This window comes from Caldovatus aquaticus (assembly GCF_019458025.1).
Taxonomy (GTDB): domain Bacteria; phylum Pseudomonadota; class Alphaproteobacteria; order Acetobacterales; family Acetobacteraceae; genus Caldovatus; species Caldovatus aquaticus.
This window is the reverse complement of sequence record NZ_JAHZUY010000033.1, coordinates 14455-40878: the sequence shown is the minus strand read 5'-3', so window position 1 is coordinate 40878 and position 26424 is coordinate 14455. Positions and strand designations below refer to the sequence as shown.

Here is a 26424-nt window from a genome sequence, read left to right as displayed (position 1 = left end):
GGTTGCCTTCCCGCGCGACGCCGAACGCTACAGGCCCCGCAGCGCCATCGCGCGAACCTTCTGCCGCATCGAGGATTCCCGCGGCATCGCCACCCGATACGACAGGACCGCCCGCAACTTCCTCGCCGCCGCCATCACCTACCGGGCGCGATTGAGTCCAGAGCCTAGCGGGCGGTTCCCCATAGAGATGCAGTGACGCCGCCGTGATCCGGCATGGGCCATTCCTCCCTTGGCCGGGGCGAGCATCGCCCGCCGTTCGTTCGCCCGGCAAGGGCCAAGCGGACCGGGGAGCACCGCCGGGCGCCTTCGGCGCGCCCGTACCTGGCGCGCGACCGCCGGGCCGGTGCCGATAACGGGTGTCATGGGGTCGAAGCGCTGGGTGAGGGCGGAGGGGCGCTCCACCGCCCAGGCGGTCGCCAGAGGCTCGGGGGGGGGAAGCGAGGAAGATCAGCGGCGCGCGATCCCGCTTGCGGAAACGCGCCACCGAGCTTGGCGTCGCTCAACGCATGCCGGGCATTGCCCGCCTTCGCCACGGCACAGGCATGCTCCGCCCGCCTCCGATGTCGGCTGCGGCATCGCCGCGGCTCTCGACCCTGATCGGGATGTCCCTGGCGATGATCGTCCCCTCCCGATGTCCGCACCCGCTCGGTGGCGCTGGCGCGGGGCATCTTGCGCGCCGGCTCCGGCGCGCATCGGCTCAGCGGGGTCGAGGACGGCCGTCCCCGGGGTCCCTCCCGACCCGTGCGCAGTCAGCGGGTGCCCGGCCGCGCGAGCGGAGGAAAGAGCATTCTGGGGTAGGTGGAAGGCTCCCCCGCGGCCCGCTCGCCCGCCGCTTCGCCACCGGCGCCGGCCGTTCCGGCACCTCCGGCAGCGACCGCGCCGCCAGCGCATCGCCGGCGCGGCCGCCAGGCGGCGCGCGCGGGGAACGGATCGGTGCCCAGCCGGCGGTGCCCGCCGGTCGCGCTCATCGTCTTGTCATCCTCCGCCGCGGAACAATGCCGTGCCACGGACCGGCACGCGTTGATATGCAGTTGGCCGTGGCACAACAAGACAAAGCTTTCGATCCCAGGACCACTCTCGCGCGATTGTTGCCGGAGTTGCGCGCCTTCGCCCGCCTGCTCGCGGGATCGCGCGCCGAGGGCGACGATCTTGTGCAGGAGGCGCTGCTGCGCATGCTGCGCGCCCTGCCCCGCTTCCGCGTCGGCGCCGCCGAGGATCCGTGCGCGAGGCTGCGCTCCTGGGCCTTCGCCGTGCTGCGCAACGCCTTCCGCGAGAGCCACCGCCGGCGCCGGCGCGAGGTCGTCCGCATCGCTGCCGCCGGCCCGCCGGAGGAGGGGCGCCCGCCGCCGCAGGAGCACGAAGCCGGACTGCACGACCTGGAGCGCACCCTCGCCTCGCTGCCCCTCATCCTGCGTGAGGCGCTGGTCCTGGTCGGCGCGCAGGGCCTCTCCTGCGAGGAGGCGGCCGCGCTCTGCAACGTTCCGGCCGGCACCATGCGGGCGCGCCTCAGCCGCGGGCGCAGGCTGCTCGCCGCCGCCCTCGACGGCGCGCCGCCGCGCGCCGCGGCGGCCGGGGAGCGCGAACCGCTCGCGGCGCTGTGACGCCGCGCGAGGCAACAAGCCCACGCCGCGCGGCATTTCCCGGTCGCGAGGCACAGGGACAACCCATGCACGACGATTTCCACGACCAGCTCATCGCGCTCCTGCCGAAGCTGCGCATCCAGGCACTCGCCCTGACGCGCAACCGCGCGGCGGCCGAGGATCTGGTGCAGGACGCGGTGGCGAACGCGCTGGCGGCGCAGGAAAGCTTCATGCCGGGAACCAATTTCGCCGCCTGGATGCACCGCATCCTGCGCAACCGGTTCATCTCCACCCTGCGCAAGCAGCGCGAGACGACCGACATCGACGACGTGCCGATGTCCGCCTTCGCCGTCAGCGGCGCGCACGAGGACCGATTGGTGCTCAAGGAGCTCGGCCGCGCCCTGGCCCGCCTCCCCGCCGATCAGCGCGAGGCGCTGTTCATGGTGGTGCTGCAGGGGCTGAGCTACGAGGAGGTGGCGAGCGCGACCGCTTGCGCCGTCGGCACGGCGAAGAGCCGGGTCTTCCGCGCGCGTCGGCAACTGCAGGTCTGGCTGCTCGGAGAAGAGGATCGGCCCGCCGCCACGATGGCCCACGCGGTCGTGGCCCCCAGCTGTCCTGGCCGCAAGCGATGGGCGAGCAGGGTCAGCGATCTGCGCGCGCTGGTTTAGGAGTTCGCGATCCGGAACGGATGGCGGGCACTGCGGGTCTGCTGTCGCCGTTGCGACCGGAAGTGGTGATGGGGGACCTGAACGACACGGAGGATGCCGTTCGGCGGGCCGAGGCAAAAGGCGACCGTCGTGCCGGCCGGTGGCCTCTGACCGATCGCAGCGCCCCCAGCGGCGCGAAGCGCACCAACGGCAAGGCCACCGCCGTTGCCGCCCTTCGGTTGCACCGCCCGGTTCGGTCGGGGCACGGACGAACGACAGCCGAGGCGACCTTCTTCGCCGTCTGGCTCAGTCGCAGCCTCCATACCATGTTCGACCGCTACAAGGACGAAGCCGTTCCGATGGAGTGGCTGCGCCTTATCGAGGAAGATCGCGCACGGCGCCGCAGTGGCTGAGCCCGGCGGTCCATTTCGTCCTTGTCGGTTCCCCGGTCTCGGCGGCCGCCGCATCACGGGCGCCTGTTCGCCGCACCGCCGGCCTCCCGGCGGCCGGAGAGGCTCATCGCGGCGCGGCGGAGCGCGCTGGCCGCGCGGGTGCGGCGGTCGGCGCGCGACGCCGGAGGCAGCGGTCTCGCCCTCGCCGCGGACCGGTGCGCGTTCGGCGGCCGGCTGGTGCGCGCCCTGGCCGGTCAGCCCGTTGGCGCCCCGCGGATCGTGATCGCAGTAGGGACGAGCGTGAGGCTCGCCCCCTCCACTGCGTCCGCCGCCCCCTGGCCGACGCCATCACGCCGTCCCTCGGCAGCGGACCCGATCCGGCCGCAGGCGGCAGGACGGCCTGAGGGCGGCATCCCCGGCCGTGCGCGGGCCAGCGGCCTGGCTTCCTTGCCCGCTGGCCCGGTCCACGGTTGCGGCCGTTTCCGGCGGGCCGCGATCAGCCCGCGTCCTCCCGCCCCCAGAACCGGCTGCGCCGCACCACGACCCAGCACAGCGAGGCCCAGGCGAGGCCGGCCGACCAGCCGGCGAGCACGTCGGTGGGCAGGTGCATGTGCAGGAGGACACGACTGAGCCCGACCAGCAGCGTCCCCAGCGCCGCGCAGGCGATCAGGAAGGCGCCGACCAGGCGGCCGCCATACACCACGGCAAGCGCCGCCCCGAGGGTGAGATAGAGGATCGGCGCCAGCAGCGCGCCGATGCTCGGGAAGCCGGCGCTGAACAGGCCGAACGCGTGCACCGAGAAGGACGCGCCGGACCGGCCGAGGGTCAGCTTGAGGATCAGCGCCGCCACGATGCCGGTCGCGAGCGCCGTCAGCACCAGCGCCGCGACCCGCCCGCCTCGGCTGAGGAGGACATGCGCCGTGGCCACCGCGACCACCAGCCCGATCATGGTCGGCCCGCCCGCCGGCGCCAGGTCGCGGGCCGCCTGCTCGACCCAGTAGGTCCGGAACGGGTCTGCCCAGGCCGCAGCCCGGTCGAGCGCGTCCTGCAGCAGGGCGTCGAGCTCGGCGCGGTCGAACAGCATGACGTAGAGCGCGAGGGCGACGACGCAGACGGCGCCGAAGGCGCCGAGCAGGCCGGCCCGCCGCTCGGCGGGGTCCGCCTGGTGCTGCGGCGCCACGCCGCGGGTGTCCATGGCGATGCGCACCATCGCTCAGCATGCCTCCGTCGGGTCGCCGGCCCGGCCGGCCGTCAGGGTCCGGCGCACCGCATCGCGCCAGCCCGCCAGGCGGCGCTCCGCCTCCTCCCGCGCCATGGCGGGGAGGAAGCGGCGGTCGCGCCGCCAATGGGTTCCCGCCGCCTCCGGCCCGGCGCGCAGCCCGGCCTGGACGCCGGCGAGATAGGCGGCGCCGAGCGCCGTCGTCTCCAGCACCGTCGGCCGATCCACCGGGGCGCCGAGCAGGTCGGCGAGGAACTGCATGGTCCAGTCCGAGGCCACCATGCCGCCGTCCACCCGCAGCACCCGCCGCTCCGGCGCGGAGGCGGCGGCGTCGGGCAGGCCGGCGGCGAGATCGGCCTCCATCGCCGCAAGCAGGTCGGCGGTCTGGTAGGCGACGCTCTCCAGCGCGGCGCGGGCGATCTCGGCGCGGGTGGTGCCGCGCGTCAGGCCGAACAGGGCCCCGCGCGCCTCGGCGTCCCACCACGGCGCGCCGAGCCCGGTGAAGGCGGGGACCAGATAGACCGCCTGCCGGGGATCGGCCCGCGCCGCCAGCTCCCCCGCCTCCCGCGCCTCGGCGATCAGGCCGAGCCCGTCGCGCAGCCACTGCACCGTCGCGCCGGCGGCGAAGATCGCGCCCTCCAGCGCATAGGTGCGCCGGCCGCCGAGCTGCCAGGCGATGGTGGTGAGCAGCCGGTGGCGCGAGGCCACCGCGACGCTCCCGGTGTTGAGCAGCGCGAAGCAGCCCGTGCCGTAGGTCGCCTTGACCATGCCCGGCGCGAAGCAGGCCTGGCCGAGGGTCGCCGCCTGCTGGTCGCCGGCCATGCCCCGGACCGGCACGGCCGCGCCGCCGAGCAGGCCGGGCTCGGTGGTGCCGAACTCCGCGGCACAGTCGCGCACCTCGGGCAGCAGCGCGGCGGGGATGCGGAACAGGCGCAGCAGGTCCTCGTCCCAGGCGCCGCGGCGGATGTCGAACAGCATGGTGCGCGCGGCGTTGGTGGCGTCGGTCGCGTGCACGCGCCCGCCCGTCAGGCGGAACAGCAGGAAGCTGTCCACCGTGCCGAAGCAGAGGTCGCCGCGCTCGGCCGCGGCGCGCGCGCCGGCCACGTTGTCGAGGATCCAGGCGAGCTTGGTGGCGGAGAAGTAGGGATCGGGCAGGAGGCCGGTGCGCTCCGCGACCAGCGCCGAGGCCGCCGCGTCCCCGCGCAGCCGGGCGCAGGCCCCGGCGGTGCGGCGGTCCTGCCAGACGATGGCGCGGTGGATCGCCCGGCCGGTGGCGCGGTCCCAGACCAGCGCGGTCTCGCGCTGGTTGGTGATGCCGAGGCCCGCCACCTCGCGCCCTCCGGCCCCGCCGCGCGCCAGCGCCTCGCGCAGCACGGCGAGGCTGGCCGACCAGATGTCCTCCGGCTCGTGCTCCACCCAGGCCGGGGCGGGGTAGTGCTGCGGCAGCGCGCGCTGCGCCGCCGCGCGCGGCAGCAGGTCCGGCCCGAACAGGATCGCGCGCGTCGAGGTGGTGCCCTGGTCGAGGGCGAGCAGCAGCTCCGCCATGCCGGATCGTGGAATGTCCTGCGGTTCCGAAATCCCTGCCGGAAGACTACGGTGGAAGCGCCGGGCGAGGGAAGGAGAACGGCATGCCGGCACGGATACTGCACGATCTCTGCGGAGCGGACCCCGCGCGCCGCTTCAGCCCCTTCTGCTGGCGGGCGAAGCTCGCCCTCGCGCACAAGGGGCTGGCGTTCGAAACCCTTCCCTGGCGCTTCACCGACAAGGCCGCGATCGCCGACTCGGGCCAGGACAAGGTGCCGGTGCTGCGCGACGGCGAGCGGGTGGTCAGCGACTCCTGGCGCATCGCCGAGTACCTGGAGGACGCCTATCCCGACCGCCCTTCCCTGTTCGGCGGCCCCGGCGGGCGGGCCCTGGCGCGCTTCGTCAACGCCTGGGCAGACGCGGTGCAGATCCCCGGCATCGCCTCCCTGGTGGTGGCCGACATTCCGGCGCATCTCGGGCCGGAGGACCGGGCCTATTTCGTCGCCTCGCGCGAGCGGCGCTACGGCAGGCCGCTCGCCGAGGTGACCGCGGACCGCGAGGCGCGGGTCGTGCAGTTCCGCCAGGCGATGCACCCCGTGCGGATGGTGCTGCGCGAGCGGCCCTGGCTCGGTGGCGCGGACGGACCGGCCTACGCCGACCACATCGTCTTCGGCGGCTTCCAGTGGGCGCGCTGCGTCAGCGCCTTCCCCCTGCTGACGCCCGACGACCCGCTCCATGCCTGGCGGGAGCGGATGCTCGACCTGTTCGACGGCCTGGCGCGCCGGGCGCCGGCGGAGGACCTGTCGGCCTGAGCGGCCGGGCGGAGCCGCGGCCGGCAGGCCAGCACCCCGCGGCCGGCGAAAGCGGTTGCCCCGCGGCGGCCCGATGAGGTCGGATGGACCGGGGCGCTTCGCGCGTGCCCCGGGAGGAACGTCACCATGCGCCGTCCGACCATGCTTGCCGCGACCCTCGGCGCCGGCGGGCTGCTTGCCTTCGCCGGCGCGGCCGCCCTCGCGCAACCGCAACGGCAGCAGCCCGCCGGCGCCTACACGCCGGGGCCGCACAACATCACGCTCCCGCCGGACTGGGAACGCCGCTTCATCCGCTACAGCGTCGTTGACCACCGCGAACGCAAGATCATCCGCCACATCCTTCATCAACTCCGAGGCCTTCGCGGAGCTCCGCCCCGTCCAGCCCCTGCCCTACGGCACGATCGTGATCCTTGCCGACCTGCGGGCACGGCCCGGCCCGGACGGCAACCCGCTGCTCGACCAGCAGGGGCGCTTCATCCCGGAGCCGGGGCCATGACTCGCGATCAACGCCCAGCAGAGGGAGCGCGGCTGGGGCGAGGGCTACGGGCCGCAGAAGCGCAACGGCGAGTGGGAGTATGCCCGCTTCAACGGCGACGGCTCGCGCAACAACGCCCCCGTCGAGGCGTGCTTCACCTGTCACCTGCAGCAGCGTGCGCAGCAGGACTTCACCTTCGCCACCTGGGACTACGCGCAGACGCGCCGCTGAACGGGCGGCGGCGGGCGCTTCTGCCCGCCGCCTTCGGCCGTGTCCGCCCCGGGCTGCCTCGCCGGGCGAGGATCACCGTCCGCCGTGCGAGCGCTGCCCGCCCTTATGGCCGGCCTCGCGCGCCTTCTCGCGGTCGCTGGCGAAGTTGCCGGGGTTCTTGTGCCGGGTCATGCGGACTCCGTTCCACTGCAAGGTGTTGCCATCCGCCCGGGCGGCGGACCGCGGCGCGTACGCGCAACGACGGCGCCGGAACACGATGCTGCGGCAACCCGCGCGCCAGCCGCGCTGCCGGCGCCGCGCCCCGGGGGCGCCGGGGAACGGGATCGCCCGGCCGGAGGCCGCCCGCAGGCGCTACTCGGCGGCGCGGCGCTCCGCCGCCGGGCCGGGGCCGCGGTCCACGAGCTGCGCCAGATCCGCCTCGTCCAGCGTCTCCTTCTCGAGCAGCAGGCGCGCGCCCCGCTCGAGCGCCTCGCGCCGCTCGCGCAGGATGGAGAGCGTGCGCTCCAGCATGCGGTCCACGATGGCGCGCACCTCGGCGTCGATCGCGTTGCCCGTCTCCTCGCCGAAGTCGCGCTCGCGCGGGCCGAACGGCAGCGCGTTCGGGCCGGCGAGGAAGGTGCGCGGGTCGCGCTCGTAGGCGACGCTGCCGAGCCGCTCCGACATGCCGTAGCGCGTCACCATGGCGCGGGCGATGTCGGTGACGCGCTGCAGGTCGTCGGCGGCGCCGGTCGAGAGATGGTTGAACACCAGCAGCTCCGCGGCGCGCCCTCCGAGCAGCACCATCATCTTGTGCTCGAGCTCCTCGCGCGTCATCAGGAAGCGGTCCTCGGTCGGGCGCTGGATGGTGTAGCCGAGCGCGCCGATGCCGCGCGGGATGATCGAGACCTTGTGCACCGGGTCCACGCCCGGCAGGGAGAGCGCGACCAGCGCATGGCCCATCTCGTGATGGGCGACGATCTCGCGCTCGCGCGGGTTGAGCAGGCGGTTGCGCTTCTCGAGCCCGGCCACGATGCGCTCGATCGCGTTGGTGAAGTCCTGCATCGTCACCGCATCGGCGCCGCGGCGGGTGGCGAGCAGCGCCGCCTCGTTGACGAGGTTGGCGAGATCGGCGCCGGTGAAGCCCGGCGTCAGCGCCGCCACCTGCTCCGCGTCCACGTCCGGGGCGAGCTTCACCTTGCGCATGTGGACCTTGAGGATCTGCACGCGCCCCTTCTTGTCCGGCCGGTCCACCAGCACCTGGCGGTCGAAGCGGCCGGCGCGCAGGAGCGCCGGATCGAGGATCTCCGGCCGGTTGGTGGCGGCGAGGATGATGAGGCCGGAGCGCGAGTCGAACCCGTCCATCTCGGTCAGGAGCTGGTTCAGCGTCTGCTCCGCCTCCTGGTGCCCGCCCCCGTAGGGTCCAGGGATGCCGCGCGCGCGCCCGAGCGCGTCGAGCTCGTCGATGAAGATGATGGCGGGGGCCCGGGCCCGCGCCTGCTCGAACAGGTCGCGCACCCGCGCCGCGCCGACGCCGACGAACATCTCGACGAACTCCGAGCCGGAGATCGAGAAGAACGGCACCTTCGCCTCGCCCGCCACCGCCTTGGCGAGCAGCGTCTTGCCGGTGCCCGGCGGGCCCACCAGCAGCACGCCCTTCGGCATCCGCCCGCCGAGGCGGCTGTAGCGCTCGGGGTCCTTGAGGAAGTCCACGATCTCGCGCAGCTCCTCCTTCGCCTCGTCCACCCCGGCGACGTCGGCGAAGGTGACGCCGGTGTCGGCCTCGACATAGACCTTGGCCTTGCTCTTGCCGATCTGCATCAGCCCGCCCTGCGCGCCGAGCAGGCGGCGACCGAGCCAGAACCAGACCCCGACGAACAGCGCCATCGGCACGACCCAGGAGAGGATGTCGCGCACCAGCGTGCTCTCGATCTGGCCGGTGTAGCGCACGCCGTAGCGGTCGAGCTCCTCGGCGATCTCGCGCTCGACCCGGGTGGTGGCGAAGCGGGTCTGGCCGCCGGGCAGCGGCTCCTTCAGCACGCCCTGGATGAAGCGGTCGGAGACGCCGACCTCGGCGACCTTGCCCTCGCGCAGGAGCCGCTGGAACTCGCTGTAGGGGATCGGCGCGACCTGCTGGCCGAGCGTGACGAGGTACTGGATCGCGAGCAGGCCGAACAGCGCCGCGACCCAGTACCAGAGATTGAACTTGCCCTTCTCCGTCATGCCCGGTCCTCCCGACTGGCGCGCTCGGCCGAACGACGCGGGCGCCCCCCGGGGAGCGGTCCCCGCACCGGGCCCTAGGCCGGACGCCTCGCCTTCACCGCCGCCGCCAGCGTTCCCTCGTCCAGCACGTCGAGCGCGCCGCCGACCGGCACGCCCTGCGCGAGCCGCGTGACGCGCACGCCGGTCGGCCGCAGCCGGTCGGTCAGGTAGTGCGCCGTGGTCGCGCCATCCACCGTCGCGGGAAGCGCAAGGATCACCTCCTCGGCACCGTCCTCCGCCACCCGCGCGAGCAGCGGCCGGATCGCCAGGTCCTCCGGCCCGACGCCGCCGAGCGCGGAGAGCGTGCCGCCGAGCACGTGATAGAGGCCGCGATGCACCTGCGCGCGCTCCAGCGCCCAGAGGTCCGCCACCCCCTCGACGACGCAGATCACCCCGCGCTCGCGCCGCGGATCGCGGCAGATCGCGCAGGGGCTTCGCGTGTCCAGGTTGCCGCACACGGCGCAGGGGCGCACCGCCTCGGCCGCCTCGCGCAGCGCCGCGGCGAGCGGCAGCATCAGCGCCTCGGGCTGCATCAGCATGCGCAGCACGGCGCGCCGCGCGCTGCGCCGGCCGAGGCCGGGCAGCTTCGCCAGCAGGCCGACCAGGCGCTCGATCGGTTCGGACTCGCTCATCGCGGTCGCCGCCGCGGCCGGGCGGTTCCCCGGAAACGGAACGTCAGAACGGCAGCTTGAGCCCGCCCGGCAGGTTCGGCAGGTTCAGCCCCGCGGTCGCCTTCTGCATCTCCTCGGCCATCGCCGCCTCGACCTTCTGCCGCGCGTCCGCGTGCGCCGCGACCAGCAGGTCCTCGAGCACCTCGCGCTCGTCGGCGCTCATCAGGCTCGGGTCAATCGCGACGCGGCGAAGGTCGCCCTTGCCGGAGAGCGTCACCCTCACCATGCCGGCGCCCGACTGGCCCTCGACCTCGAGGGCCTCGAGCCGGGCCTGCATCTCCTGCATGCGCTGCTGCATCTGCTGCGCCTGCTTGAGCATGTTGCCGAGGTTCTTCATGGGGCGGGGTATCCCTCGTCTGGGGAAAGGTCGTCGTCGAGGTCGCCGGGCTCCGCCTCGGGCGGGACGATGTCGCCGGCGTCGTCCTCCGCCGGGGCATCCGCCGCATCCGCGGTGCGCGCCGCGAGGGCGGGCGCCGCGGGCAGGCCGTAGGCATCGGTCGAGGCGTCGCGCACCGCCTCGATGGTGGCGCCGGGGAAGGCGGCGAGGATGGCCTGCACCAGCGGGTGGCTGCGCGCGAGTTCGCGCCGCTCGGCCTCCGCGGCGCGGCCCTGCTCGGCCAGCGTCGGCTCGCCCTCGGCGTTGGAGAGGGCGACGGTCCAGCGCGCGCCGGTCTCCTCCTGCAGCATCTGCGCGAGCTGGGCGGCGAGATCGCGCGGCGCGCTGGGCTCGACGCGGATCTCGATGCGCCCGGGGGCGAAGCGCACCAGGTGGACGCTGTGCAGCAGGTAGGCGTGCAGCATCGGCCGCTTGCCGGAGGCGAGCGCCACCACCTCGCGGAAGGTGCCGGGCAGCGGCGCGGCGGACGCCACCGGTTCCGCGGCGCGGTGCGCCACCGCGCCGCCCGCGACCGCGCGCAGCCCGCCGCCGGGTGCGCCGGGGCGCGGGGGCGCGGGGACGGCGGGCGCCGTCCCGCCTTCCGTCAGCCGCCGCACCAGCTCGCCCGGCGTCGGCAGGTCCGCGGCGTGGGCGAGGCGGATCAGCACCATCTCGGCGGCGGCGCGGCGGTCCACCCCCTCCTGCTGCACCTCGGCGATGCCCTTGAGCAGCATCTGCCACGCCCGCGCCAGCACCGGCACGGAGAGCTTCGCCGCCAGCGCCGCGCCGCGCGCGCGCTCGGCTTCCGGCAGCGAGGGGTCCTCGCGCAGCGCCGGCACCGCGCGCATCCGGGAGAGCAGGTGCGTCAGCTCCGCGAGGTCGGAGAGCACCACCAGCGGATCGGCCCCGCGCTCGTGCGCGCGGTCCATCAGCCCGAGCGCGCCGGCCACGTCGCCGCCCATCAGCGCCTCGAACAGGTCGAGGACGAGGCCGCGGTCGGCGAGGCCGAGCATGTCCCGCACCGCCTCCGCGGTCACGGCGCCGCCGGCGCCGGCCAGCGCGATCGCCTGGTCGAGCAGCGACAGCCCGTCGCGCACGCTGCCGTCCGCGGCGCGCGCGATCATCGCCACGGCCTCGGGCTCCGCGGCGACGCCCTCCTTCTCCAGCACGCGGGCGAAGTGCGCGCGCAGCTCCGCCTGGGGGACGCGGCGCAGGTAGTGCGTCTGGCAGCGCGAGCGGATGGTGAGCGGCACCTTGCGGAGCTCGGTCGTCGCCAGCATGAACTTCACCTGCGGCGGCGGCTCCTCGAGCGTCTTGAGCAGGGCGTTGAAGGCGGCGCCCGAGAGCATGTGCACCTCGTCCAGGATCAGCACCTTGAAGCGCCCCTGGACCGGGCGGTAGCGCAGCGTCTCGCGCAGCTCGCGCACGTCGTCCACGCTGTTGTTGGAGGCGGCGTCGAGCTCCACCACGTCCGGGTGCCGGTCGGCGAGGATGGCCCGGCATTCCGGGCAGACGCCGCAGGGGTCCACGGTCGGCCCGCCCTCGCCGTCCGGCCCGATGCAGTTCAGCGCGCGGGCGACGATGCGTGCGGTGGTCGTCTTGCCCACCCCGCGCACGCCGGTGAGCAGGAAGGCGTGCGGCACGCGGTTCTGCGCGAAGGCGTTGCGCAGGGTGCGCACCAGCGCCTCCTGCCCGATCAGCTCGGCGAAGGTGGTGGGGCGGTACTTGCGCGCGAGCACGCGATAGGCGGCCGCGCCAAGCTCGGCGCGCGGCGCCGGCGCCGGGGGCGCGGCGGCCGCCCGGACCGGCGCACCGTCGGCCTGGGGCGGCGGGGCGGCGGCGGGCGCATCGAACAGCCCCGGCCCCGCGGGCGGCGGCGGCTCGGGCAGCCCCTCCTCCGCGGCCGGCGCAACGCCGTCCGCCGCGGAAGCGTCGGAGCCGAAGAGGGTCTGGTCGGCGGCGGCCATGCGCGTGCGCGGCGGAGTCCCGAAGGGCGGCCGCAAGGGGGGCGGGCCGGCGTGGAACGGGTGGAAGGCCGGCGAAGCGACCCGGGCGGAGCTCGTTACGGCTGCTTCCTTCCGGACCTGACCGGGTTGGCGAGACGCCCGTCCGTCACCGACCTTCCAAGGCGAGATATCATGCCTTCCGGCCGCCGCGGCAACCCGGGGGGTGCGGAATGGCGCGGCCCGCCGGGGGCGGCGCGCCGAGGCGACGGCCGCGCCCCCCGCGGGAAGGACGGCCCGGCCGGATGATCGGATCTCGCGCCCTCGCCCGGCCGCCCCGTCGGGCGCGCCTTCGTTCCCGCTGCGGTTGCCGGGGGCGCGCCCGCATGGCACCGTTCGTCCCTCCATGCTCCCGATCCCCCCCAGCCGGCCCAACGCCTACACCGGCAGCCCGCTCGACCGCGCCGCCCACCGCCGCGACGACGCCGCGTTCATCGCCCGCGCGCTCGGCGACCCCGACAGTCTCTTCGTCCCGGTCTGGCGCTCCCGCAACCTGATGAAGGGAGTCGCCGAGGGCCGCCCGGAGGCGCTGCTCATCAGCGGCGGCGCGGCGGAGCGGCTCCGCATGGCCGGCGGCCCGTGGGCCTTCCTCGGCCTCTGGGAGGAGCGCCCGGTCTTCGCCGTGGACTGCTCGGCCGCCGACGATCCGCTGCCGCTGCTGCCCGGGAGCGTCGGCACCTTCGCCGACCTGCGCCAGGTCGCGGGCCTGCTTCCGCCCGGCGAGGCCGCGGTCCTCGCCCATGCGCGCGGCCTCATGCACTGGCGCGTGAAGCACCGCTTCTGCGGCGTCTGCGGCAACCCCTGCGAGCCGCAGAGCGCCGGCCACATGATGCGCTGCACGGGCTGCGGGGCGGAGCATTTCCCGCGCACCGACCCGGCGGTGATCATGCTGGTAGTGCGCGGCGAGCGCTGCCTGCTCGCCCACTCGCACCGCTTCCCCAGCACGCGCATGTACTCGACGCTGGCCGGCTTCGTCGAGCCGGGCGAGAGCCTGGAGGAGGCGGTGCGGCGGGAGGTGCTGGAGGAGACCGGGGTGCGGGTCGGCGCGGTGCGCTACCACTCCTCGCAGCCCTGGCCGTTCCCTTCCTCGATCATGCTCGGCTTCCACGCCGAGGCGCTCGACGAGGAGATCCGCATCGACCCGCAGGAGCTGCGCGACGCGCGCTGGTTCTCGCGCGCCGAGCTGCGCGCGGCCGACTCCCTCGGCTTCTCCCTGCCGCGCGTGGATTCCATCGCCCGCCGGCTGATCGAGGACTGGCTCGCCCTGGCATGACCCCCCGCCGCCATGCCCTTCCCGCCCGCGCCGCGGCGCTGCTGCTCGCCCTGCTCGCCGCCGCGGGCTGCGGATCGCGCCGGCCCGCCGACGCGGCCGCGGCGGCCGAGCCGGAGCCGCCCGAGGCCGCGCTCTGCCGCGCCGAGGCGCGCGACAGCCCGGAGGTGCGGCGCCTCGCGCGCGAGCTGAACGTGGACAACCAGCAGAACGTGCTGCGCGTCGGCGAGGAGCGCCGCCTGGCCGAGATCCGCGCCTTCCGCGACTGCATGCGCCGCCGCGGCCTCGCCATGCCGGGCGGGGTCGAGCCGGTGCGGCGCTCGTTCTGAGGGCGGCGGGCGGGCGCCCCTCCGCTCAATCCCCCGCCGCCGCCTGGTCCAGCCGGTACGGATGCGCCGGATAGGCGCCGAGCACGCGCAGCTCGCGCGAGAAGAAGGCCAGCTCCTCGAGCGCCCGCTTGAGCGGCGGCTGCTCGGGGTGGCCGTCCACGTCGCAGAGGAACTGCGTCGCCGTGAAGTGCCCGTTGAGCATGTAGCTCTCGAGCTTGGTCAGGTTCACGCCGTTGGTGGCGAAGCCCCCCAGCGCCTTGTAGAGCGCGGCCGGCACGTTGCGCACGCGGAAGACGAAGGTCGTCACCGTGTTCGGCGCTTCCGGCGGCGGGTCGCGCCGCTCGCGCGCCATCACGTAGAAGCGGGTGGTGTTGTGCGGCGCGTCCTCGACGTTGCGGCGCAGGATCGCAAGGCCGTAGATCTCGGCGGCGAGGGCGGAGGCGATCGCCGCGTCCTCCGCCCCGCCGCGCCGCGCGACCAGCGCCGCCGCCCCGGCGGTGTCGGCCTCGATCACCGGTTCGAGCCGCAACTCCTCGATCAGCTTCAGCACCTGGCCGAGCGCCACCGGATGGCTGTGCACGCGGCGGATGGTGGCGAGCGTCGCGCCCCGGGGGGCGAGCAGGCAGTGCTCGACCCGCTCGAAATGCTCGCCCACCACGTAGAGTCCCGAATCGGGCAGCAGGCGGTGGATGTCCGGCACCCGGCCGGCGAGCGAGTTCTCGCAGGGCAGCATGGCGAGCTCGGCGCGGCCCTCGCGCACCGCCGCCATCGCCGCCTCGAAGCTCGGGCATGGCAGAGTGGTCCAGCCGGGATAGGCGGCGCGGCAGGCAAGGTCGGAATAGGCGCCGGGCAGGCCCTGGAAGGCGATGACGCGGCGGCCCTCGGTCGTGCTCATGGCGCTCCTTCCCGCGGACGGAGGAGGCGGCGCGCGCGTTCCAGGTCCTCCGGCGTGTCCACGCCGAACGGCCCGTGCGCGATGCGCGCGACGGCGATGCGCATCCCGGCCTCCAGCGCGCGGAGCTGCTCGAGCCGCTCGCGCCGCTCGAGCGGGCTCGGCGGCAGCGCCACGAAGCGGTCCAGCGCGGCGCGGCGGAAGGCGTAGATGCCGATGTGGTGCCAGCGCGGCCCCTCGCCCCAGGGGATCGGCAGGCGCGAGAAGTAGAGCGCCGGCGCGACCTGCGCCTCGCCCGCGAAGGCGCAGGCGCACTTGACGAAGGACTCGGTCGCCGCCTCGGCGGCGTCGGCGATCGGACAGACCAGGGTGGCGATGTCCACCGCCGGGTCGGCGAGCGGGGCGAGGACGGAGCGCAGCGCCTCCGGCGCGAGGGTCGGGAAGTCGCCCTGCAGGTTCACCACCACGTCGTGCGCGCCGGCGGGGTCGAGCGCGGCCAGCGCCCGGTGCACCCGGTCGGTGCCCGAGGGCAGGTCCTCCGCCACCACCACCGCGGTGCCGCCCGCGGCGCGCACCGCCGCGGCGATCCCGGGCTCGGCGCAGGCGACGGCGACCGGGCCGATCGCCGCCGCGCGCGCGCGCTCAAGCACGTGCACGATCATCGGCCGGCCGTGGATGTCGGCGAGCGGCTTGCCCGGCAGCCGGGTCGCAGCCATGCGGGCGGGGATGACGACTATCGGGTTCACGGGCGATGCGGCGGAGGATCGGGGTGTTGCTGCGGCCGGAACGGCGACGGGTTGATGGAGCGGGGCGGGGGCACTATGGTCCGCGCCGCTTTTAGGCGAGGCGGCCCCGCGGCGCAAACGTCGCGCCCGGCGGGCCGCCGCGACGGCATCGGCGCCCGCCGGGCGGCGCAGGGGAGAGGGTTCGGTCCGCGCATGGACAGCATGGAGGTCAACAAGGTCCTCGCCGCCATCCTGACGGCGGGGGTCGTCTTCGGCGTGGCGGGCTTCGTCGGCCGGCTGGTGGTGCAGCCGACCGTGCCGCACGAGAGCGCGATCCGCATCGGGCAGCCCGCCGCCACGCAGGCCGCCCAGGCCCCCGCCGCGGCCGCGCCGCAGGTCGAGCCGATCACGCCGCTGCTCGCCAGCGCGAACGCGCAGAACGGCGAGCAGATCGCGCGCCGCCTCTGCGCCTCCTGCCACACCTTCAACGAGGGCGGCCGCAACGGCGTCGGGCCCAATCTCTACGGCATCGTCGGCGCGCCGCACGGCCACGCCGCGGGGTTCAACTACTCCCCCGCGCTCAAGGGCAAGCAGGGCCCCTGGACCTACGAGGACCTGAACGCCTGGCTCGCCAATCCGCGCGCCTATGCGCCGGGCAACCGCATGGCCTTCGCCGGCATCCCCAACGCGCAGCAGCGGGCCGACCTGATCGCCTATCTGCGCTCGATCTCGCCCAACGCGCCGGCGCCCTGAGCGCCGGGCGCGGGGCTGCGGGCGGGCGAGGGGCGGAGGGGGCGCGATGCCGGCCAGCGCCGCCGTGCCGCCCGAATTCGTCGCCGCCGCGGAGGCCGCCGCCGATCTCGCGGGGGCGGTGATCCGCCCCCTGTTCCGCTCCGCCCTGCTGGTCGAGGCGAAGGGCGACGCCTCTCCCGTCACCGAAGCCGACCGCGCCGCGGAGCGCGCGATCCGCGCCCTGCTCGCCGAACGCTTCCCGGCGCACGGCGTGATCGGCGAGGAATACGGCGCCGAGCGCGCCGACGCCGAATGGGTGTGGGTGGTGGACCCGATCGACGGCACCCGCGCCTTCGTCACCGGGCGGCCGCTGTTCGGCTGCCTGGTCGCGCTGCTGCATCGGGGGGGGCCGGTGCTCGGGCTGATTGACCAGCCGGCCGCCGGCGAGCGCTGGCTCGGCGTGGCGGGCGCGCGGACGCGGTTCCGCTCGCCGCTCGGCGGCACGGTCGGCTGCCGGCCCTGCGCGCGGCTCGCCGAGGCCGAGCTCTCCTGCACCTCGCCCGACATGTTCCGCCCCCAGGACCGGCCGGGCTTCGAGCGCCTGCGCGCCGCGGCGCGGCGCGTGACCTGGGGCGGCGACTGCTACGCCTATGGCCTGCTCGCCCTCGGCCTCGTGGACGTGGTGGCGGAGAGCACGATGCGGCCCTGGGACTGGGCGGCGCTGGTGCCGGTGGTCGAGGGCGCCGGCGGGCGGGTGACGGACTGGGACGGCCGGCCGCTGACCCTCGACTCGGACGGGCGGGTGCTCGCGGTGGGCGATCCCGCGCTGCTCGCGGAGGCGATCGGCCTGCTCGCCGGCTAGCGTCGCCTCCGCCCGGCGGGCGGGCGCCCGTTGCGCCGCCGGTGCGGCGAGGGCCGCCGGGGTGGCCTGCCGGGGCGACGGCGCGGCCGCCATTGCCGCAGGCGGGGAAGGACACCATACCTTCGCGGCATGTTCCGCCGCGACCTGCTCGCCCTCGGCGCCCTCGCCGCCCTCGCTCCCGCCGCTGCCGCCCGGGCCCAGGCGGGCGCCGGCACGGGCGGCAGCGGCGGGACGATCCGCACCCACGCCCTCTCCCTGCTCGGCGAGCCCGCCCTGCCGCGCGACTTCCCGCACTGGCCCTGGGTCAACCCGGACGCGCCCAAGGGGGGCGAGATCGCGCTCACCGCGCTCGGCAGCTTCGACAGCTTCAACCCCTTCATCCTGCGCGGCACCGCCGCGGTCGGCCTGACCAACCTCTACGACCGCCTGACCCGCACGAGCGCCGACGAGGCGGCCACCGACTACGGCCACCTCGCCGAGACCATCGAGCTCTCCGCCGACCGCCTGACCATCGCCTACGAGCTGCGCGAGGGCGCGCGCTGGCACGACGGCCGCCCCATCACCGCCGCGGACGTGGTCTTCACCTTCGAGACGCTGCGCCGGCACGGCCGCCCCTTCTACCGCGCCTACTGGGCCGACGTGGCGGAGGTGAGGGCGGACGGGGAGCGCCGCGTGGTCTATCGCCTGCGCACGGCGGAAAACCGCGAGCTGCCGCAGATCATCGGCCAGATGTACGTGCTGCCGAAGCACTGGTGGGAGGGGCGCGACTTCGCCCGCCCCTCGCTCGAGGTCCCGCTCGGCTCCGGCCCCTACCGCATCGAGCGCTTCGAGCCCGGGCGCACCGTCGTCTATCGCCGCGTCGAGGACTACTGGGCGCGCGACCTCAACACCATGCGCGGCACCGCCAACTTCGACCGCATCCGCTACGAGTACTTCCGCGACAACACGGTCGCGCTCGAGGCCTTCAAGGCCGGGCAGATCGACTTCCGCACCGAGAACGTCGCCAAGGACTGGGCCACCGCCTACGACTTCCCGGCGGTGCGGCGCGGCCTGGTGAAGAAGGAGGAGATCCGCCACGAGATCCCGACCGGGATGCAGGCCTTCGTGGTCAACCTGCGCCGCCCGCTGTTCCAGGACGCCCGCGTGCGCCGCGCGCTGATCGAGGTGTTCGACTTCGAGTGGATGAACGCCAACCTGTTCTACGGCGCCTACACCCGCACCGCCTCCTACTTCTCCAACTCCGAGCTCGCCTCGCGCGGCCTGCCCGAGGGGCGCGAGCGCGAGATCCTGGAGCGCTTCCGCGGCCGCGTCCCCGACAGGCTGTTCACCGAGGAATACCGCCTGCCGGTCACCGACGGCTCCGGCAACAACCGGGCGGGGCTGCGGCGTGCGCTCGGCCTGATGCGCGAGGCCGGCTGGACGGTGCGTGAGCGGCGCCTGGTCAACGCCCAGGGGCAGCCCTTCGAGTTCGAGATCCTGCTCTCCTCGCCCTCCTTCGAGCGCGTCGCCCTGCCCTACAAGGACGCGCTGGAGCGGCTCGGCATGGCGGTGCAGGTGCGCACCGTGGATCCGGCGCAGTACCAGAAGCGGATCGAGAACTTCGACTACGACATGACGGTGGACGTGATCCCCCAGGGCCTCTCCCCCGGCAACGAGCAGCGCGACTACTTCACCTGCGCCAAGGCGCAGGAGCCGGGCAGCCAGAACGTCGCCGGCATCTGCGATCCGGTGATCGACGAGCTGGTGGAGATGGTGATCGCGGCCCCCGACCGCGCCGAGCTGATCGCGCGCACCCGCGCGCTCGACCGCGTGCTGCTCTGGCACGACTACGTGGTGCCGCAATGGCACATCCAGAGCTTCCGCATCGCCTACTGGGACAAGTTCGGGCGCCCGGCGCGCGGCCCGCGCTACGATCTCGCGCTCGATTCCTGGTGGATCGAGCGCGGGCGCGAGCGCGCGATCGAGGAAGGCCGGCGCGCGGGCCCGGACCGGAACTAGCGCGGACGCGGCCTTGGGCGCCTACCTCCTCCGCCGGCTGCTGCTCGTGGTGCCGACGCTGTTCGGCATCATCCTGATCAACTTCGCCGTCGTGCAGTTCGCCCCCGGCGGGCCGGTCGAGCAGATGCTGGCCGAGCTGCGCGGCCAGGGCCAGACGCTCGGCCGCATCACCGGCGAGGGGGGCGGCGAGATCCGCACCGCGCCGCCGCCGCCCGGCGAGGGCGCGCGCGGCGCGGGGGCGGGCGGCGGCCCGGTCGGCACCTACCGGGGCGCGCGCGGCCTCGACCCCGCGATCGTCGCCGAGATCGAGCGCGCCTTCGGCTTCGACAAGCCGGCGCATGTGCGCTTCCTCGAGATGCTCGGCGGCTATCTCCGCTTCGACCTCGGCCGCTCGCTGTTCCGCGACCGCCCGGTGACCGAGCTGATCCTCGAGAAGATGCCGGTCTCGGTCAGCCTCGGCCTGTGGTCCACGCTGATCATCTACCTGGTCTCGATCCCCCTGGGGATCCGCAAGGCGGTGCGCGACGGCAGCCGGTTCGACGTCGCGACCTCCGGCATCGTGCTGATCGGCTACGCGATCCCCGCGTTCCTGTTCGCCATCCTGCTCGTGGTGCTGTTCGCGGGCGGCACCTTCCTGCAGTGGTTCCCGCTGCGCGGCCTGACGACGCCGGGCTCCGAGGCCTGGCCGTTCTGGCAGCGGGCGCTCGACTACGCCTGGCACATGGCGCTGCCCACCCTGTCGCTGGTGATCGGCGGCTTCGCCGGGCTGACGATGCTGACCAAGAACTCCTTCCTCGACGAGATCTCGAAGCAGTACGTGGTGACGGCGCGCGCCAAGGGCGCGAGCGAGCGGCGCGTGCTCTACGGCCACGTGTTCCGCAACGCGATGCTGCTGATCATCGCCGGCTTCCCCTCGGCCTTCATCGGCATCCTGTTCACCGGGGCGCTGCTGATCGAGATCGTCTTCTCGCTCGACGGCCTCGGCCTGCTCGGCTTCGAATCGGCGATCCGGCGCGACTACCCGGTGATGTTCGGCACGCTCTACGTCTTCACCCTGCTCGGGCTCCTGATGCAGATCGTCGGCGACTTCACCTACACGCTGGTGGACCCGCGCATCGACTTCGAGGCGCGGCGCTGATGGCGCTCTCGCCCCTCACCCGGCGGCGGCTCGAGAATTTCCGCGCCAACCGGCGCGGCTACCTCTCGCTCTGGATCTTCGCGACGCTGTTCGCCGTGACCCTGTTCGCCGAGTTCATCGCCAACGACCGTCCCCTCCTCGCGCGGCTCGAGGGGCGCTGGTACGTCCCGGTCCTCGTGGACTACGCCGAAAGCGACCTCCTGCCGGACGGCCTGCCGACCGCGGCGGACTGGCACGACCGCGGCTTCGTCGAGGAGTTCCGCGCCGCCGGCGGCTGGGCGGTCTGGCCGCTGATCCCCTACGCCTACAACACCATCGTGCGCGACCTCGGCCGCCCCGCGCCCTCGCCGCCCTCGGCGCGCAACTGGCTCGGCACCGACGACCAGGCGCGCGACGTGCTGGCGCGCGTGATCTACGGCTTCCGCATCTCGGTGCTGTTCGGCTTCACCCTCACCATCTTCTCCTCGCTCATCGGCATCGCCGCCGGCGCGGTGCAGGGCTACTACGGCGGCCTGACCGACCTCCTGTTCCAGCGCTTCATCGAGATCTGGCGCGGCATGCCGGAGCTCTACCTGCTCATCATCCTCGCCAGCGTCATCACGCCGGGCTTCTGGGTGCTGCTCGGCTTCCTGCTGCTGTTCTCCTGGATGGGGCTGACCGGCGTGGTGCGCGCGGAGTTCCTGCGCGGGCGCAACTTCGACTACGTGCGCGCCGCGCGCGCGCTCGGCGTCTCCGACGCCCGCGTTATGTTCCGCCACATCCTGCCCAATGCGATGGTGGCGACGCTGACCTTCCTGCCCTTCATCCTCTCGGGCTCGGTCGTCGTCCTCACCTCGCTCGACTTCCTCGGCTTCGGCCTGCCCCCCGGCTCGCCCTCGCTCGGCGAGCTGGTGAACCAGGGCAAGAACAACCTGCAGGCGCCCTGGCTCGCCTTCACCGCCTTCGTCGTGCTGGGCGCCATGCTGAGCCTGCTCACCTTCATCGGCGAGGCGGTGCGCGACGCGTTCGACCCGCGCAAGCTGCCGGGCGGGGCGCAGACGGCGGCGCCGCTCACCGGGCGGGTGCCGAACCCGGACACCGCCACGCCCAACCACGCCCACGGCGGCGGCGCCACGCCGACCGGCGCCGGGACCCGCTGAGCGATGCCGCTGCTCGCCGTCGAGGACCTCGCCGTCGCCTTCCGCGGCCGCACCGTGGTCGAGGGCGTCTCCTTCACGGTCGAGCCCGGCGAGACCGTCGCCCTGGTCGGCGAGTCGGGCTCGGGCAAGAGCGTCACCGCGCTCTCCTGCCTGCGGCTGCTGCCGCCCGGCGGCAGCAATCCCGCGGGGCGCATCGTCCTCGACGGCACCGAGGTGCTGCGCGCGCCGGAGCACGAGCTGCAGCGCCTGCGCGGCGGGGTCGCCGGCATGGTGTTCCAGGAGCCGATGACCTCGCTCAACCCGCTGCACACGGTCGGCCGCCAGGTGGCCGAGGCGGTGGTCCTGCACCAGCCCGGGATGCGCGGCGCGGCGCTGCGCGAGCGCGTCGTCCACCTGCTGCGCCGCGCCGGCTTCGCCAACGCCGAGGAGCGGCTTGCCGCCTATCCGCACCAGCTCTCGGGCGGGCAGCGGCAGCGGGTGATGATCGCCGCCGCGCTGGCCAACGACCCCAAGCTGCTGATCGCCGACGAGCCGACCACCGCGCTCGACGTCACGATCCAGGCGCAGATCCTGGAGCTGCTCGCCGATCTCCGGCGCCGCCTCGGCATGGCACTCCTGCTGATCACCCACGACCTCGCGATCGTGCGCCGCCACGCCGACCGGATGGTGGTGATGAAGGACGGCCGCGCCGTGGAGCAGGGCCCGGTGGCGACGGTGTTCGCGGCCCCGCGCCACGACTACACGCGCGCGCTGCTCGCCACCGAGCCGCGCGGCCGCCCGGCGCCGGTGGCGCCGGACGCCCCGGTCGTGATGGAGGCGGAGCAGGTCAGGGTGCACTTCCCGATCCGCCGCGGCGTGCTGCGTCGCACCGTCGGCCACGTGAAGGCGGTGGACGGCGTCTCGCTCGCGATCCGCGAGGGCGAGACGCTCGGCCTGGTCGGCGAATCGGGCAGCGGCAAGACCACGCTCGGCCTCGCCCTGCTGCGGCTCGAGCGGAGCGAGGGCACGATCCGCTTCGAGGGCCGGCCGATCCACGACCTCGACCGCAAGCGCCTGCGCCCGCTGCGGCGGCGCATGCAGATCGTCTTCCAGGATCCCTACGGCTCGCTCTCGCCGCGCATGACGGTGGGCGAGATCGTCGGCGAGGGCCTCGCCGTGCACGAGCCCGGCCTCTCCCGCGCCGAGCGCGGCCGCGCGGTCGCAGCGGCGATCGAGGAGGTGGGGCTCGATCCGGCGATGGCCGAGCGCTACCCGCACGAGTTCTCGGGCGGGCAGCGCCAGCGCATCGCCATCGCCCGCGCCCTCGTCCTCAAGCCGCGCCTCGTCGTGCTGGACGAGCCGACCAGCGCGCTCGACGTCTCGGTGCAGGCGCAGGTGGTGGAGCTCCTGCGCACGCTGCAGCAGCGCCACCGCCTCGCCTACCTCTTCATCAGCCACGACCTGCGCGTGGTGCGGGCGATGGCGCACCGCATCGTCGTGCTCAAGGACGGGCGGGTGGTCGAGGAAGGCGAGGCCGAGCAGGTCCTCGCCGCGCCGCGCGCGCCCTACACCCGGGCGCTGATGGCGGCGGCTTTCGACCTCGCCGCCGCCGAGCCGGAGGCGGTGCGGACATGACCGCCGAACACGCGGCCCCGGCACCGAGCGCCGACCTCGAGCGCCTGCGCCGCCTGCTCGACGCCGAGCGGGTGAAGATCGGCGTGCACATCCGCAAGATGAACAGCCCGGGCTCGCCGGTCTATCGCCAGGGCGAGAACGTCTGGCCGGCGGCGGCGATCCTGGCCGGCTCCTTCGGCGCGACGGCGCTGGTGCACTTCTACCTCGGCGCCGCGGTGCTGGCGGTCGGCGCCTGGTGGTGGCTCGCCCGCGTGCACCCGCGGATCGTGGACGGCGTGTTCGAGCGCACCGTCGCCTACGTCCTCGCCTCGGAGCGCAACTTCGACCTGCTGTGGGCGAAGGGCGTGCTGTCCTTCTACGCCAGGCTGCCGGACGGGCGCGAGCTGGCGGCGACGCGCCGCGACGACTGGCGCGCCTTCCTCCGCCGCGTCGAGGCCGAATTCGAGGGAGACTGACCGCATGGGCAACGCCGTGCTGCTCGCGACCCGGGCGGAGGCGATGAGCGAGTGGGCCGAGGCGCTGCGCGCCCTCGATCCCTCGCTCGAGATCCGCTGCTTCCCCGATGTCGGGGATCCGGCCGGGATCGAGGCTGCGGTCGTCTGGACCGAGCACGACATGGCGGAGCTCCGGCGCTATCCGAACCTGAAGCTGATCGTCTCGATGGGTGCCGGGGTGGACCACCTGCTGCGCCCGCCCGGCCCGCCGCCCGGCGTGCCGGTGGCGCGGCTGGTGGACGCGCGGCTGACCCAGGGCATGACCGAGTGGGTGCTGCTCAACGTGCTGCGCTTCCACCGCCAGGACCCGGAGTACCGGGCGCAGCAGGCGGCGCGGATCTGGCGCGAGCTGCCGGCGCCCGACGCCGCCGCGCGGCGGATCGGCATCCTCGGCCTCGGCGCGCTCGGGACGGCGGCGGCGCGGGCGCTCTCCGGCCTCGGCTTCCCGGTGACGGGGTGGTCGCGGCGGCCGAAGGCGATCGCGGGAATCGAGTGCCGGCACGGCGCGGACGGCCTCGCGGCGATGCTGCCGCGCACCGCCATCCTGGTCTGCCTGCTGCCGCTCACGCCGGCGACGCGCGGCCTTATCAACGCCGATCTGCTGCGCGCCCTGCCGCGCGGAGCCTATGTGATCAACGGGGCGCGCGGCGGCCATGTGGTGGACGCCGACCTGCTGCGGGCGCTGGACGAGGGTCACATCGCCGGAGCGGCGCTCGACGTGTTCGAGCCCGAGCCGCTGCCGCCGGACCATCCCTACTGGTCGCACCCGCGGGTGTTCATCACCCCCCATGCGGCGAGCATCACGATCCCGCGCAGCGCCGCGCCGCAGGTGGTCGAGAACATCCACCGCGCGCGGGCGGGGCGCCCGCTGCTCAACCTGGTGGACCTCGCCGCCGGCTACTGAGCCGGATCGGCGCCGGCGGTCCAGGGACCCGGCGCGGCCGCCTCAGCCGGCGCGGCGCGTCGTCCCGCCGGCGGCGCCCGGCGCGGTCTCCGCGTTCGCCGGCTCGGAGATCGTGAGGCCGCGCGTCGCCGCCTCCGCATCCGCCATGATCTGCCGCAGGTCGCGCAGGAAGGCGCTGCCCTTGAGCGTGCGCTGGACGAGCACGCTGCGCCGGTCCATCGGGTCCACCTTGCGGCGCGCGAGGTCGAGCTCGCCCAGGCGGTCCAGCGCCCGGGTGATCGCCGGCTTCGACACGTTGAGCTCGGCCGCCAGCCCGCGCACCGTATGGGGCCCGTCCGTCAGATAGACGGTCAGGAACACGCCGAGCTGGCGGGCCGAGAGGTCCGGCCCGTCGCGCCGGACCAGCGCGACGATCGTGTCCCTCAGAATGCCGAGGAGCTGGTCGGGATTGGTCTGTGCGGCCATGTCCTGCGATCCTTCCTGGTCCATTCGCCGCCCCGCTCCCTTTTCGTGCCGCCTCGCGGCGACCCGGGTGCCGGCGGCGCCGCAGCGGACGTGGTCCCGGCGTCCGTGGCCGGTTCGAGCCCTCGCGCCTCCTCAGAGCCGCCGCGGCGAAAAAGTTCCCTCTCCATCCCAACTTCGTTACCGATCCGGTAAGCCCTGGCGTTCCGCGAGGGCGGCGATCGCCGCATGCAGCGCCCGCATCGCCTGCGCTTCGCCTCCCTCGGGCCGCCCCGGCCGGGCCGTATCGTTCCAGCCGTACAGGTCTATATGGGCCCAGCGCGCCCGCGGCGGAACGAACCTTTGCAGGAACAGCGCAGCCGTGATCGCTCCGGCCATCGGTTTCGCGCTGACATTGGACAGGTCGGCGACCTTGCTGTCCAGCCAGGATTTGTATCCTGAATACAATGGCAAGCGCCAGAGCGGATCGTGTGTCGCCCGCCCGGCCGCGAGCAGCGTCTCGGCCAGCACCTCGTCGTTGCAGAACAGGGCCGGCAGGTCGGGGCCGAGCGCCACGCGCGCCGCACCGGTCAGGGTGGCGCAGTCGAGCACCACCTCCGCCCCGCGCTCCCCGGCCAGGGCGAGCAGGTCGGCCAGCACCAGGCGGCCCTCGGCGTCGGTGTTGCCGATCTCCACCGTCAGGCCCTTGCGGCTGCGCACCACGTCGAGGGGCCGCATGGCGGTGCCGGAGACGGCGTTCTCCACGGCCCCGACCAGCAGCAGCAGGCGCACGGGCAGCCGCGCGCGCATGACGAGGTCGGCGACGCCGATCAGCACCGCGGCACCCGCCATGTCCTTCTTCATCCGCAGCATCGCGGCGGACGGCTTGAGGTCGAGCCCGCCGCTGTCGAAACACACGCCCTTGCCGCAGAGCGCGATCAGCGGCCCGTCCGCGCTGCCCTGCCACTCCAGGATCGCGACGCGGGGCGGACGCGCGCTGCCGGCGCCGACGGCGGCGACCAGCGGGAAGCCCTCGGCCAGGGCCGCCCCCTCGACGATGCGGCAGGCGGCGCCCGGGTGCTCCCCGGCCAGGGCGCGCACGGCCTCGGCCAGCTCGGCGGGGCCGTGATGGTTGGGCGGAGCGTTGATCAGGTCGCGCACGCGCCAGGCGGCCGCCGCGGTGGCGACCGCCGATTCGGTTCCGGGCGGGGCGAGCAGCCGGGCCGGGGCACGGTCCGGAGGCGCGTCCTCCGCCCCTTCCCGCCCGCCGCGCCGGAACCGGCGGTAGCGGTAGGCGCCGAGGCCCCAGCCGAGCACTGCGCTGGCCGCATCATGGTCGCCGGCGGCGAGGCGCCAGAGGCTGCCCTCCGGCAAGGCGAAGGGCAGCGCGCCGAAGGGCCATGGCGAAGCCGGATCGTCCGTGCCGAGGCCCAGCACCGCCCCGGCCAGCGGCCGCCCCGCCTCGCCCGGCAGCAGGGCGAGCTGGCCGCTCCGCGCGGCGAAGCCGGTGGCGTCGAGCCACGCCGCCTGGGCCGGGCCGAGCGTGGCGCACAGCGCCTCCAGCGTCGCGGGACGCGCGGTGTGCAGGGGCAAGGCCGATGTCTCCATCCCGACCTCGGCGGCCGGGAGGCAGTCCAGCATCGCGGCGCTCCTTCCTCGTCCCGGCGGCCGCCTCGCCCGGGAGGCGGTGCAGTGCCCGCCGCCGGCCGGTCCGCGTG

The 26424-nt window shown here is 74.6% G+C and carries 27 protein-coding genes, 1 other RNA gene and 1 pseudogene; 17 read left to right on the top strand and 12 right to left on the bottom strand.

The annotated features are described in order from the left end of the window. From K1J50_RS12100 to K1J50_RS12085, 4 genes and pseudogenes are all read left to right on the top strand, one after another. Window positions 1–196, top strand: a pseudogene (locus tag K1J50_RS12100) (hypothetical protein); the annotation flags it as partial. 799 nt (window positions 197–995) lie between these two features. Beyond that, window positions 996–1601 (top strand): sigma-70 family RNA polymerase sigma factor, encoded by a 606-nt coding sequence (locus K1J50_RS12095; protein ID WP_369413584.1) that lies wholly within the window; start codon window positions 996–998, stop codon window positions 1599–1601. Between the two features lie 65 nt (window positions 1602–1666). Next, complete coding sequence (locus K1J50_RS12090; RefSeq protein WP_220117970.1) at window positions 1667–2248, top strand: sigma-70 family RNA polymerase sigma factor; 582 nt, start codon at window positions 1667–1669, stop codon at window positions 2246–2248. A 20-nt stretch (window positions 2249–2268) separates the two neighbouring features. Continuing rightward, window positions 2269–2640 (top strand): hypothetical protein, encoded by a 372-nt coding sequence (locus tag K1J50_RS12085; RefSeq protein ID WP_220117973.1) that lies wholly within the window; start codon window positions 2269–2271, stop codon window positions 2638–2640. Window positions 2641–3115: 475 nt separating this feature from the next. On the opposite strand, the gene K1J50_RS12080 is transcribed toward K1J50_RS12085, so the two are convergent. Next, window positions 3116–3829 carry a phosphatase PAP2 family protein gene (locus K1J50_RS12080; RefSeq protein ID WP_220117969.1) on the bottom strand — a complete coding sequence of 238 codons (714 nt, stop codon included), beginning with the start codon at window positions 3827–3829 and terminating at the stop codon, window positions 3116–3118. 3 nt (window positions 3830–3832) lie between these two features. Next, the gene (glpK, locus tag K1J50_RS12075) at window positions 3833–5383 is read right to left on the bottom strand and encodes a glycerol kinase GlpK (protein ID WP_220117968.1); all 1551 of its coding nucleotides are present in this window, start codon (window positions 5381–5383) and stop codon (window positions 3833–3835) included. 83 nt (window positions 5384–5466) lie between these two features. Between glpK and K1J50_RS12070 the strand changes: the two genes are divergently transcribed. From K1J50_RS12070 to K1J50_RS19595, 3 genes are all read left to right on the top strand, one after another. Then, window positions 5467–6174 (top strand): glutathione S-transferase family protein, encoded by a 708-nt coding sequence (locus K1J50_RS12070; RefSeq protein ID WP_220117967.1) that lies wholly within the window; start codon window positions 5467–5469, stop codon window positions 6172–6174. 304 nt (window positions 6175–6478) lie between these two features. Further along, window positions 6479–6670 carry a hypothetical protein gene (locus tag K1J50_RS12065; protein WP_220117966.1) on the top strand — a complete coding sequence of 64 codons (192 nt, stop codon included), beginning with the start codon at window positions 6479–6481 and terminating at the stop codon, window positions 6668–6670. A 6-nt stretch (window positions 6671–6676) separates the two neighbouring features. After that, complete coding sequence (locus tag K1J50_RS19595) at window positions 6677–6880, top strand: cytochrome P460 family protein (RefSeq protein ID WP_220117972.1); 204 nt, start codon at window positions 6677–6679, stop codon at window positions 6878–6880. Between the two features lie 72 nt (window positions 6881–6952). Here K1J50_RS19595 and K1J50_RS12055 read toward each other — a convergent pair whose 3' ends face one another. From K1J50_RS12055 to ffs, 6 genes are all read right to left on the bottom strand, one after another. Then, window positions 6953–7051 (bottom strand): KGG domain-containing protein, encoded by a 99-nt coding sequence (locus tag K1J50_RS12055; protein ID WP_220117965.1) that lies wholly within the window; start codon window positions 7049–7051, stop codon window positions 6953–6955. Window positions 7052–7231: 180 nt separating this feature from the next. After that, window positions 7232–9079 (bottom strand): ATP-dependent zinc metalloprotease FtsH, encoded by a 1848-nt coding sequence (gene ftsH, locus K1J50_RS12050; protein ID WP_220117964.1) that lies wholly within the window; start codon window positions 9077–9079, stop codon window positions 7232–7234. 74 nt (window positions 9080–9153) lie between these two features. Beyond that, window positions 9154–9750, bottom strand: a complete 597-nt coding sequence (recR, locus tag K1J50_RS12045) for a recombination mediator RecR (RefSeq protein ID WP_220117963.1) — start codon at window positions 9748–9750, stop codon at window positions 9154–9156. Window positions 9751–9793: 43 nt separating this feature from the next. Further along, entirely contained in the window at window positions 9794–10126 is a 333-nt protein-coding gene (locus tag K1J50_RS12040) for a YbaB/EbfC family nucleoid-associated protein (protein WP_220117962.1), read from the bottom strand. Then, the gene (locus tag K1J50_RS12035; protein WP_220117961.1) at window positions 10123–12132 is read right to left on the bottom strand and encodes a DNA polymerase III subunit gamma/tau; all 2010 of its coding nucleotides are present in this window, start codon (window positions 12130–12132) and stop codon (window positions 10123–10125) included. Before K1J50_RS12035 ends, K1J50_RS12040 begins: the two co-directional genes overlap by 4 nt. 60 nt (window positions 12133–12192) lie before the next feature. Then, an RNA gene (gene ffs, locus K1J50_RS12030) (signal recognition particle sRNA small type) lies at window positions 12193–12289 on the bottom strand. A 225-nt stretch (window positions 12290–12514) separates the two neighbouring features. Between ffs and nudC the strand changes: the two genes are divergently transcribed. Both nudC and K1J50_RS12020 read left to right on the top strand, forming a co-directional pair. After that, window positions 12515–13441, top strand: a complete 927-nt coding sequence (nudC, locus tag K1J50_RS12025) for an NAD(+) diphosphatase (protein ID WP_220117960.1) — start codon at window positions 12515–12517, stop codon at window positions 13439–13441. Next, window positions 13438–13767 carry a phosphoribosylamine--glycine ligase gene (locus K1J50_RS12020; protein WP_220117959.1) on the top strand — a complete coding sequence of 110 codons (330 nt, stop codon included), beginning with the start codon at window positions 13438–13440 and terminating at the stop codon, window positions 13765–13767. Before nudC ends, K1J50_RS12020 begins: the two co-directional genes overlap by 4 nt. A 25-nt stretch (window positions 13768–13792) precedes the next feature. Here the strand turns inward: K1J50_RS12020 and K1J50_RS12015 are convergent, their stop codons facing one another. Next, window positions 13793–14662 carry a prephenate dehydratase gene (locus K1J50_RS12015; protein ID WP_220117958.1) on the bottom strand — a complete coding sequence of 290 codons (870 nt, stop codon included), beginning with the start codon at window positions 14660–14662 and terminating at the stop codon, window positions 13793–13795. After that, window positions 14659–15405: a 3-deoxy-manno-octulosonate cytidylyltransferase gene (locus K1J50_RS12010; RefSeq protein WP_220117957.1), complete on the bottom strand. Its 747-nt coding sequence runs from the start codon at window positions 15403–15405 to the stop codon at window positions 14659–14661. The genes K1J50_RS12015 and K1J50_RS12010 overlap by 4 nt, the downstream gene beginning before the upstream one ends. A gap of 192 nt (window positions 15406–15597) precedes the next feature. Here K1J50_RS12010 and K1J50_RS12005 point away from each other — a divergent pair, with 192 nt between their 5' ends. The 8 genes from K1J50_RS12005 (at window position 15598) to K1J50_RS11970 (ending at window position 24265) form a co-directional block, all read left to right on the top strand. Beyond that, complete coding sequence (locus K1J50_RS12005) at window positions 15598–16137, top strand: c-type cytochrome (RefSeq protein WP_220117956.1); 540 nt, start codon at window positions 15598–15600, stop codon at window positions 16135–16137. Between the two features lie 46 nt (window positions 16138–16183). Continuing rightward, window positions 16184–16978 carry a histidinol-phosphatase gene (hisN, locus tag K1J50_RS12000; RefSeq protein ID WP_220117955.1) on the top strand — a complete coding sequence of 265 codons (795 nt, stop codon included), beginning with the start codon at window positions 16184–16186 and terminating at the stop codon, window positions 16976–16978. A gap of 129 nt (window positions 16979–17107) precedes the next feature. Further along, window positions 17108–18976, top strand: a complete 1869-nt coding sequence (locus tag K1J50_RS11995) for an extracellular solute-binding protein (RefSeq protein ID WP_220117954.1) — start codon at window positions 17108–17110, stop codon at window positions 18974–18976. Window positions 18977–18989: 13 nt separating this feature from the next. Beyond that, window positions 18990–20114: a microcin C ABC transporter permease YejB gene (locus tag K1J50_RS11990; protein WP_220117953.1), complete on the top strand. Its 1125-nt coding sequence runs from the start codon at window positions 18990–18992 to the stop codon at window positions 20112–20114. After that, complete coding sequence (locus K1J50_RS11985; RefSeq protein ID WP_220117952.1) at window positions 20114–21253, top strand: ABC transporter permease; 1140 nt, start codon at window positions 20114–20116, stop codon at window positions 21251–21253. Before K1J50_RS11990 ends, K1J50_RS11985 begins: the two co-directional genes overlap by 1 nt. 3 nt (window positions 21254–21256) lie before the next feature. Next, the gene (locus tag K1J50_RS11980) at window positions 21257–22867 is read left to right on the top strand and encodes an ABC transporter ATP-binding protein (protein WP_220117951.1); all 1611 of its coding nucleotides are present in this window, start codon (window positions 21257–21259) and stop codon (window positions 22865–22867) included. Next, the gene (locus tag K1J50_RS11975) at window positions 22864–23322 is read left to right on the top strand and encodes a hypothetical protein (RefSeq protein ID WP_220117950.1); all 459 of its coding nucleotides are present in this window, start codon (window positions 22864–22866) and stop codon (window positions 23320–23322) included. Before K1J50_RS11980 ends, K1J50_RS11975 begins: the two co-directional genes overlap by 4 nt. Window positions 23323–23326: 4 nt before the next feature. Beyond that, window positions 23327–24265 carry a 2-hydroxyacid dehydrogenase gene (locus tag K1J50_RS11970; protein ID WP_220117949.1) on the top strand — a complete coding sequence of 313 codons (939 nt, stop codon included), beginning with the start codon at window positions 23327–23329 and terminating at the stop codon, window positions 24263–24265. Between the two features lie 42 nt (window positions 24266–24307). Here K1J50_RS11970 and K1J50_RS11965 read toward each other — a convergent pair whose 3' ends face one another. Together K1J50_RS11965 and K1J50_RS11960 are read right to left on the bottom strand one after the other, a co-directional pair. Next, complete coding sequence (locus K1J50_RS11965; RefSeq protein ID WP_220117948.1) at window positions 24308–24730, bottom strand: MarR family transcriptional regulator; 423 nt, start codon at window positions 24728–24730, stop codon at window positions 24308–24310. 177 nt (window positions 24731–24907) lie between these two features. Next, window positions 24908–26347 (bottom strand): leucyl aminopeptidase family protein, encoded by a 1440-nt coding sequence (locus K1J50_RS11960; RefSeq protein ID WP_220117947.1) that lies wholly within the window; start codon window positions 26345–26347, stop codon window positions 24908–24910. Between the last annotated feature and the right edge of the window lie 77 nt (window positions 26348–26424).

What these genes read in the sequence shown, in the direction of transcription:
- K1J50_RS12095 (WP_369413584.1), top strand. Translation starts at nt 996, where the DNA reads ATGCCGTGCCACGGACCGGCACGCGTTGATATGCAGTTGGCCGTGGCA.
- K1J50_RS12090 (WP_220117970.1), top strand. Translation starts at nt 1,667, where the DNA reads ATGCACGACGATTTCCACGACCAGCTCATCGCGCTCCTGCCGAAGCTG.
- K1J50_RS12085 (WP_220117973.1), top strand. Translation starts at nt 2,269, where the DNA reads ATGGCGGGCACTGCGGGTCTGCTGTCGCCGTTGCGACCGGAAGTGGTG.
- K1J50_RS12080 (WP_220117969.1), bottom strand. Translation starts at nt 3,829, where the DNA reads ATGGTGCGCATCGCCATGGACACCCGCGGCGTGGCGCCGCAGCACCAG.
- glpK (WP_220117968.1), bottom strand. Translation starts at nt 5,383, where the DNA reads ATGGCGGAGCTGCTGCTCGCCCTCGACCAGGGCACCACCTCGACGCGC.
- K1J50_RS12070 (WP_220117967.1), top strand. Translation starts at nt 5,467, where the DNA reads ATGCCGGCACGGATACTGCACGATCTCTGCGGAGCGGACCCCGCGCGC.
- K1J50_RS12055 (WP_220117965.1), bottom strand. Translation starts at nt 7,051, where the DNA reads ATGACCCGGCACAAGAACCCCGGCAACTTCGCCAGCGACCGCGAGAAG.
- ftsH (WP_220117964.1), bottom strand. Translation starts at nt 9,079, where the DNA reads ATGACGGAGAAGGGCAAGTTCAATCTCTGGTACTGGGTCGCGGCGCTG.
- recR (WP_220117963.1), bottom strand. Translation starts at nt 9,750, where the DNA reads ATGAGCGAGTCCGAACCGATCGAGCGCCTGGTCGGCCTGCTGGCGAAG.
- K1J50_RS12040 (WP_220117962.1), bottom strand. Translation starts at nt 10,126, where the DNA reads ATGAAGAACCTCGGCAACATGCTCAAGCAGGCGCAGCAGATGCAGCAG.
- K1J50_RS12035 (WP_220117961.1), bottom strand. Translation starts at nt 12,132, where the DNA reads ATGGCCGCCGCCGACCAGACCCTCTTCGGCTCCGACGCTTCCGCGGCG.
- nudC (WP_220117960.1), top strand. Translation starts at nt 12,515, where the DNA reads ATGCTCCCGATCCCCCCCAGCCGGCCCAACGCCTACACCGGCAGCCCG.
- K1J50_RS12020 (WP_220117959.1), top strand. Translation starts at nt 13,438, where the DNA reads ATGACCCCCCGCCGCCATGCCCTTCCCGCCCGCGCCGCGGCGCTGCTG.
- K1J50_RS12015 (WP_220117958.1), bottom strand. Translation starts at nt 14,662, where the DNA reads ATGAGCACGACCGAGGGCCGCCGCGTCATCGCCTTCCAGGGCCTGCCC.
- K1J50_RS12005 (WP_220117956.1), top strand. Translation starts at nt 15,598, where the DNA reads ATGGACAGCATGGAGGTCAACAAGGTCCTCGCCGCCATCCTGACGGCG.
- hisN (WP_220117955.1), top strand. Translation starts at nt 16,184, where the DNA reads ATGCCGGCCAGCGCCGCCGTGCCGCCCGAATTCGTCGCCGCCGCGGAG.
- K1J50_RS11995 (WP_220117954.1), top strand. Translation starts at nt 17,108, where the DNA reads ATGTTCCGCCGCGACCTGCTCGCCCTCGGCGCCCTCGCCGCCCTCGCT.
- K1J50_RS11985 (WP_220117952.1), top strand. Translation starts at nt 20,114, where the DNA reads ATGGCGCTCTCGCCCCTCACCCGGCGGCGGCTCGAGAATTTCCGCGCC.
- K1J50_RS11980 (WP_220117951.1), top strand. Translation starts at nt 21,257, where the DNA reads ATGCCGCTGCTCGCCGTCGAGGACCTCGCCGTCGCCTTCCGCGGCCGC.
- K1J50_RS11975 (WP_220117950.1), top strand. Translation starts at nt 22,864, where the DNA reads ATGACCGCCGAACACGCGGCCCCGGCACCGAGCGCCGACCTCGAGCGC.
- K1J50_RS11970 (WP_220117949.1), top strand. Translation starts at nt 23,327, where the DNA reads ATGGGCAACGCCGTGCTGCTCGCGACCCGGGCGGAGGCGATGAGCGAG.
- K1J50_RS11965 (WP_220117948.1), bottom strand. Translation starts at nt 24,730, where the DNA reads ATGGCCGCACAGACCAATCCCGACCAGCTCCTCGGCATTCTGAGGGAC.
- K1J50_RS11960 (WP_220117947.1), bottom strand. Translation starts at nt 26,347, where the DNA reads ATGCTGGACTGCCTCCCGGCCGCCGAGGTCGGGATGGAGACATCGGCC.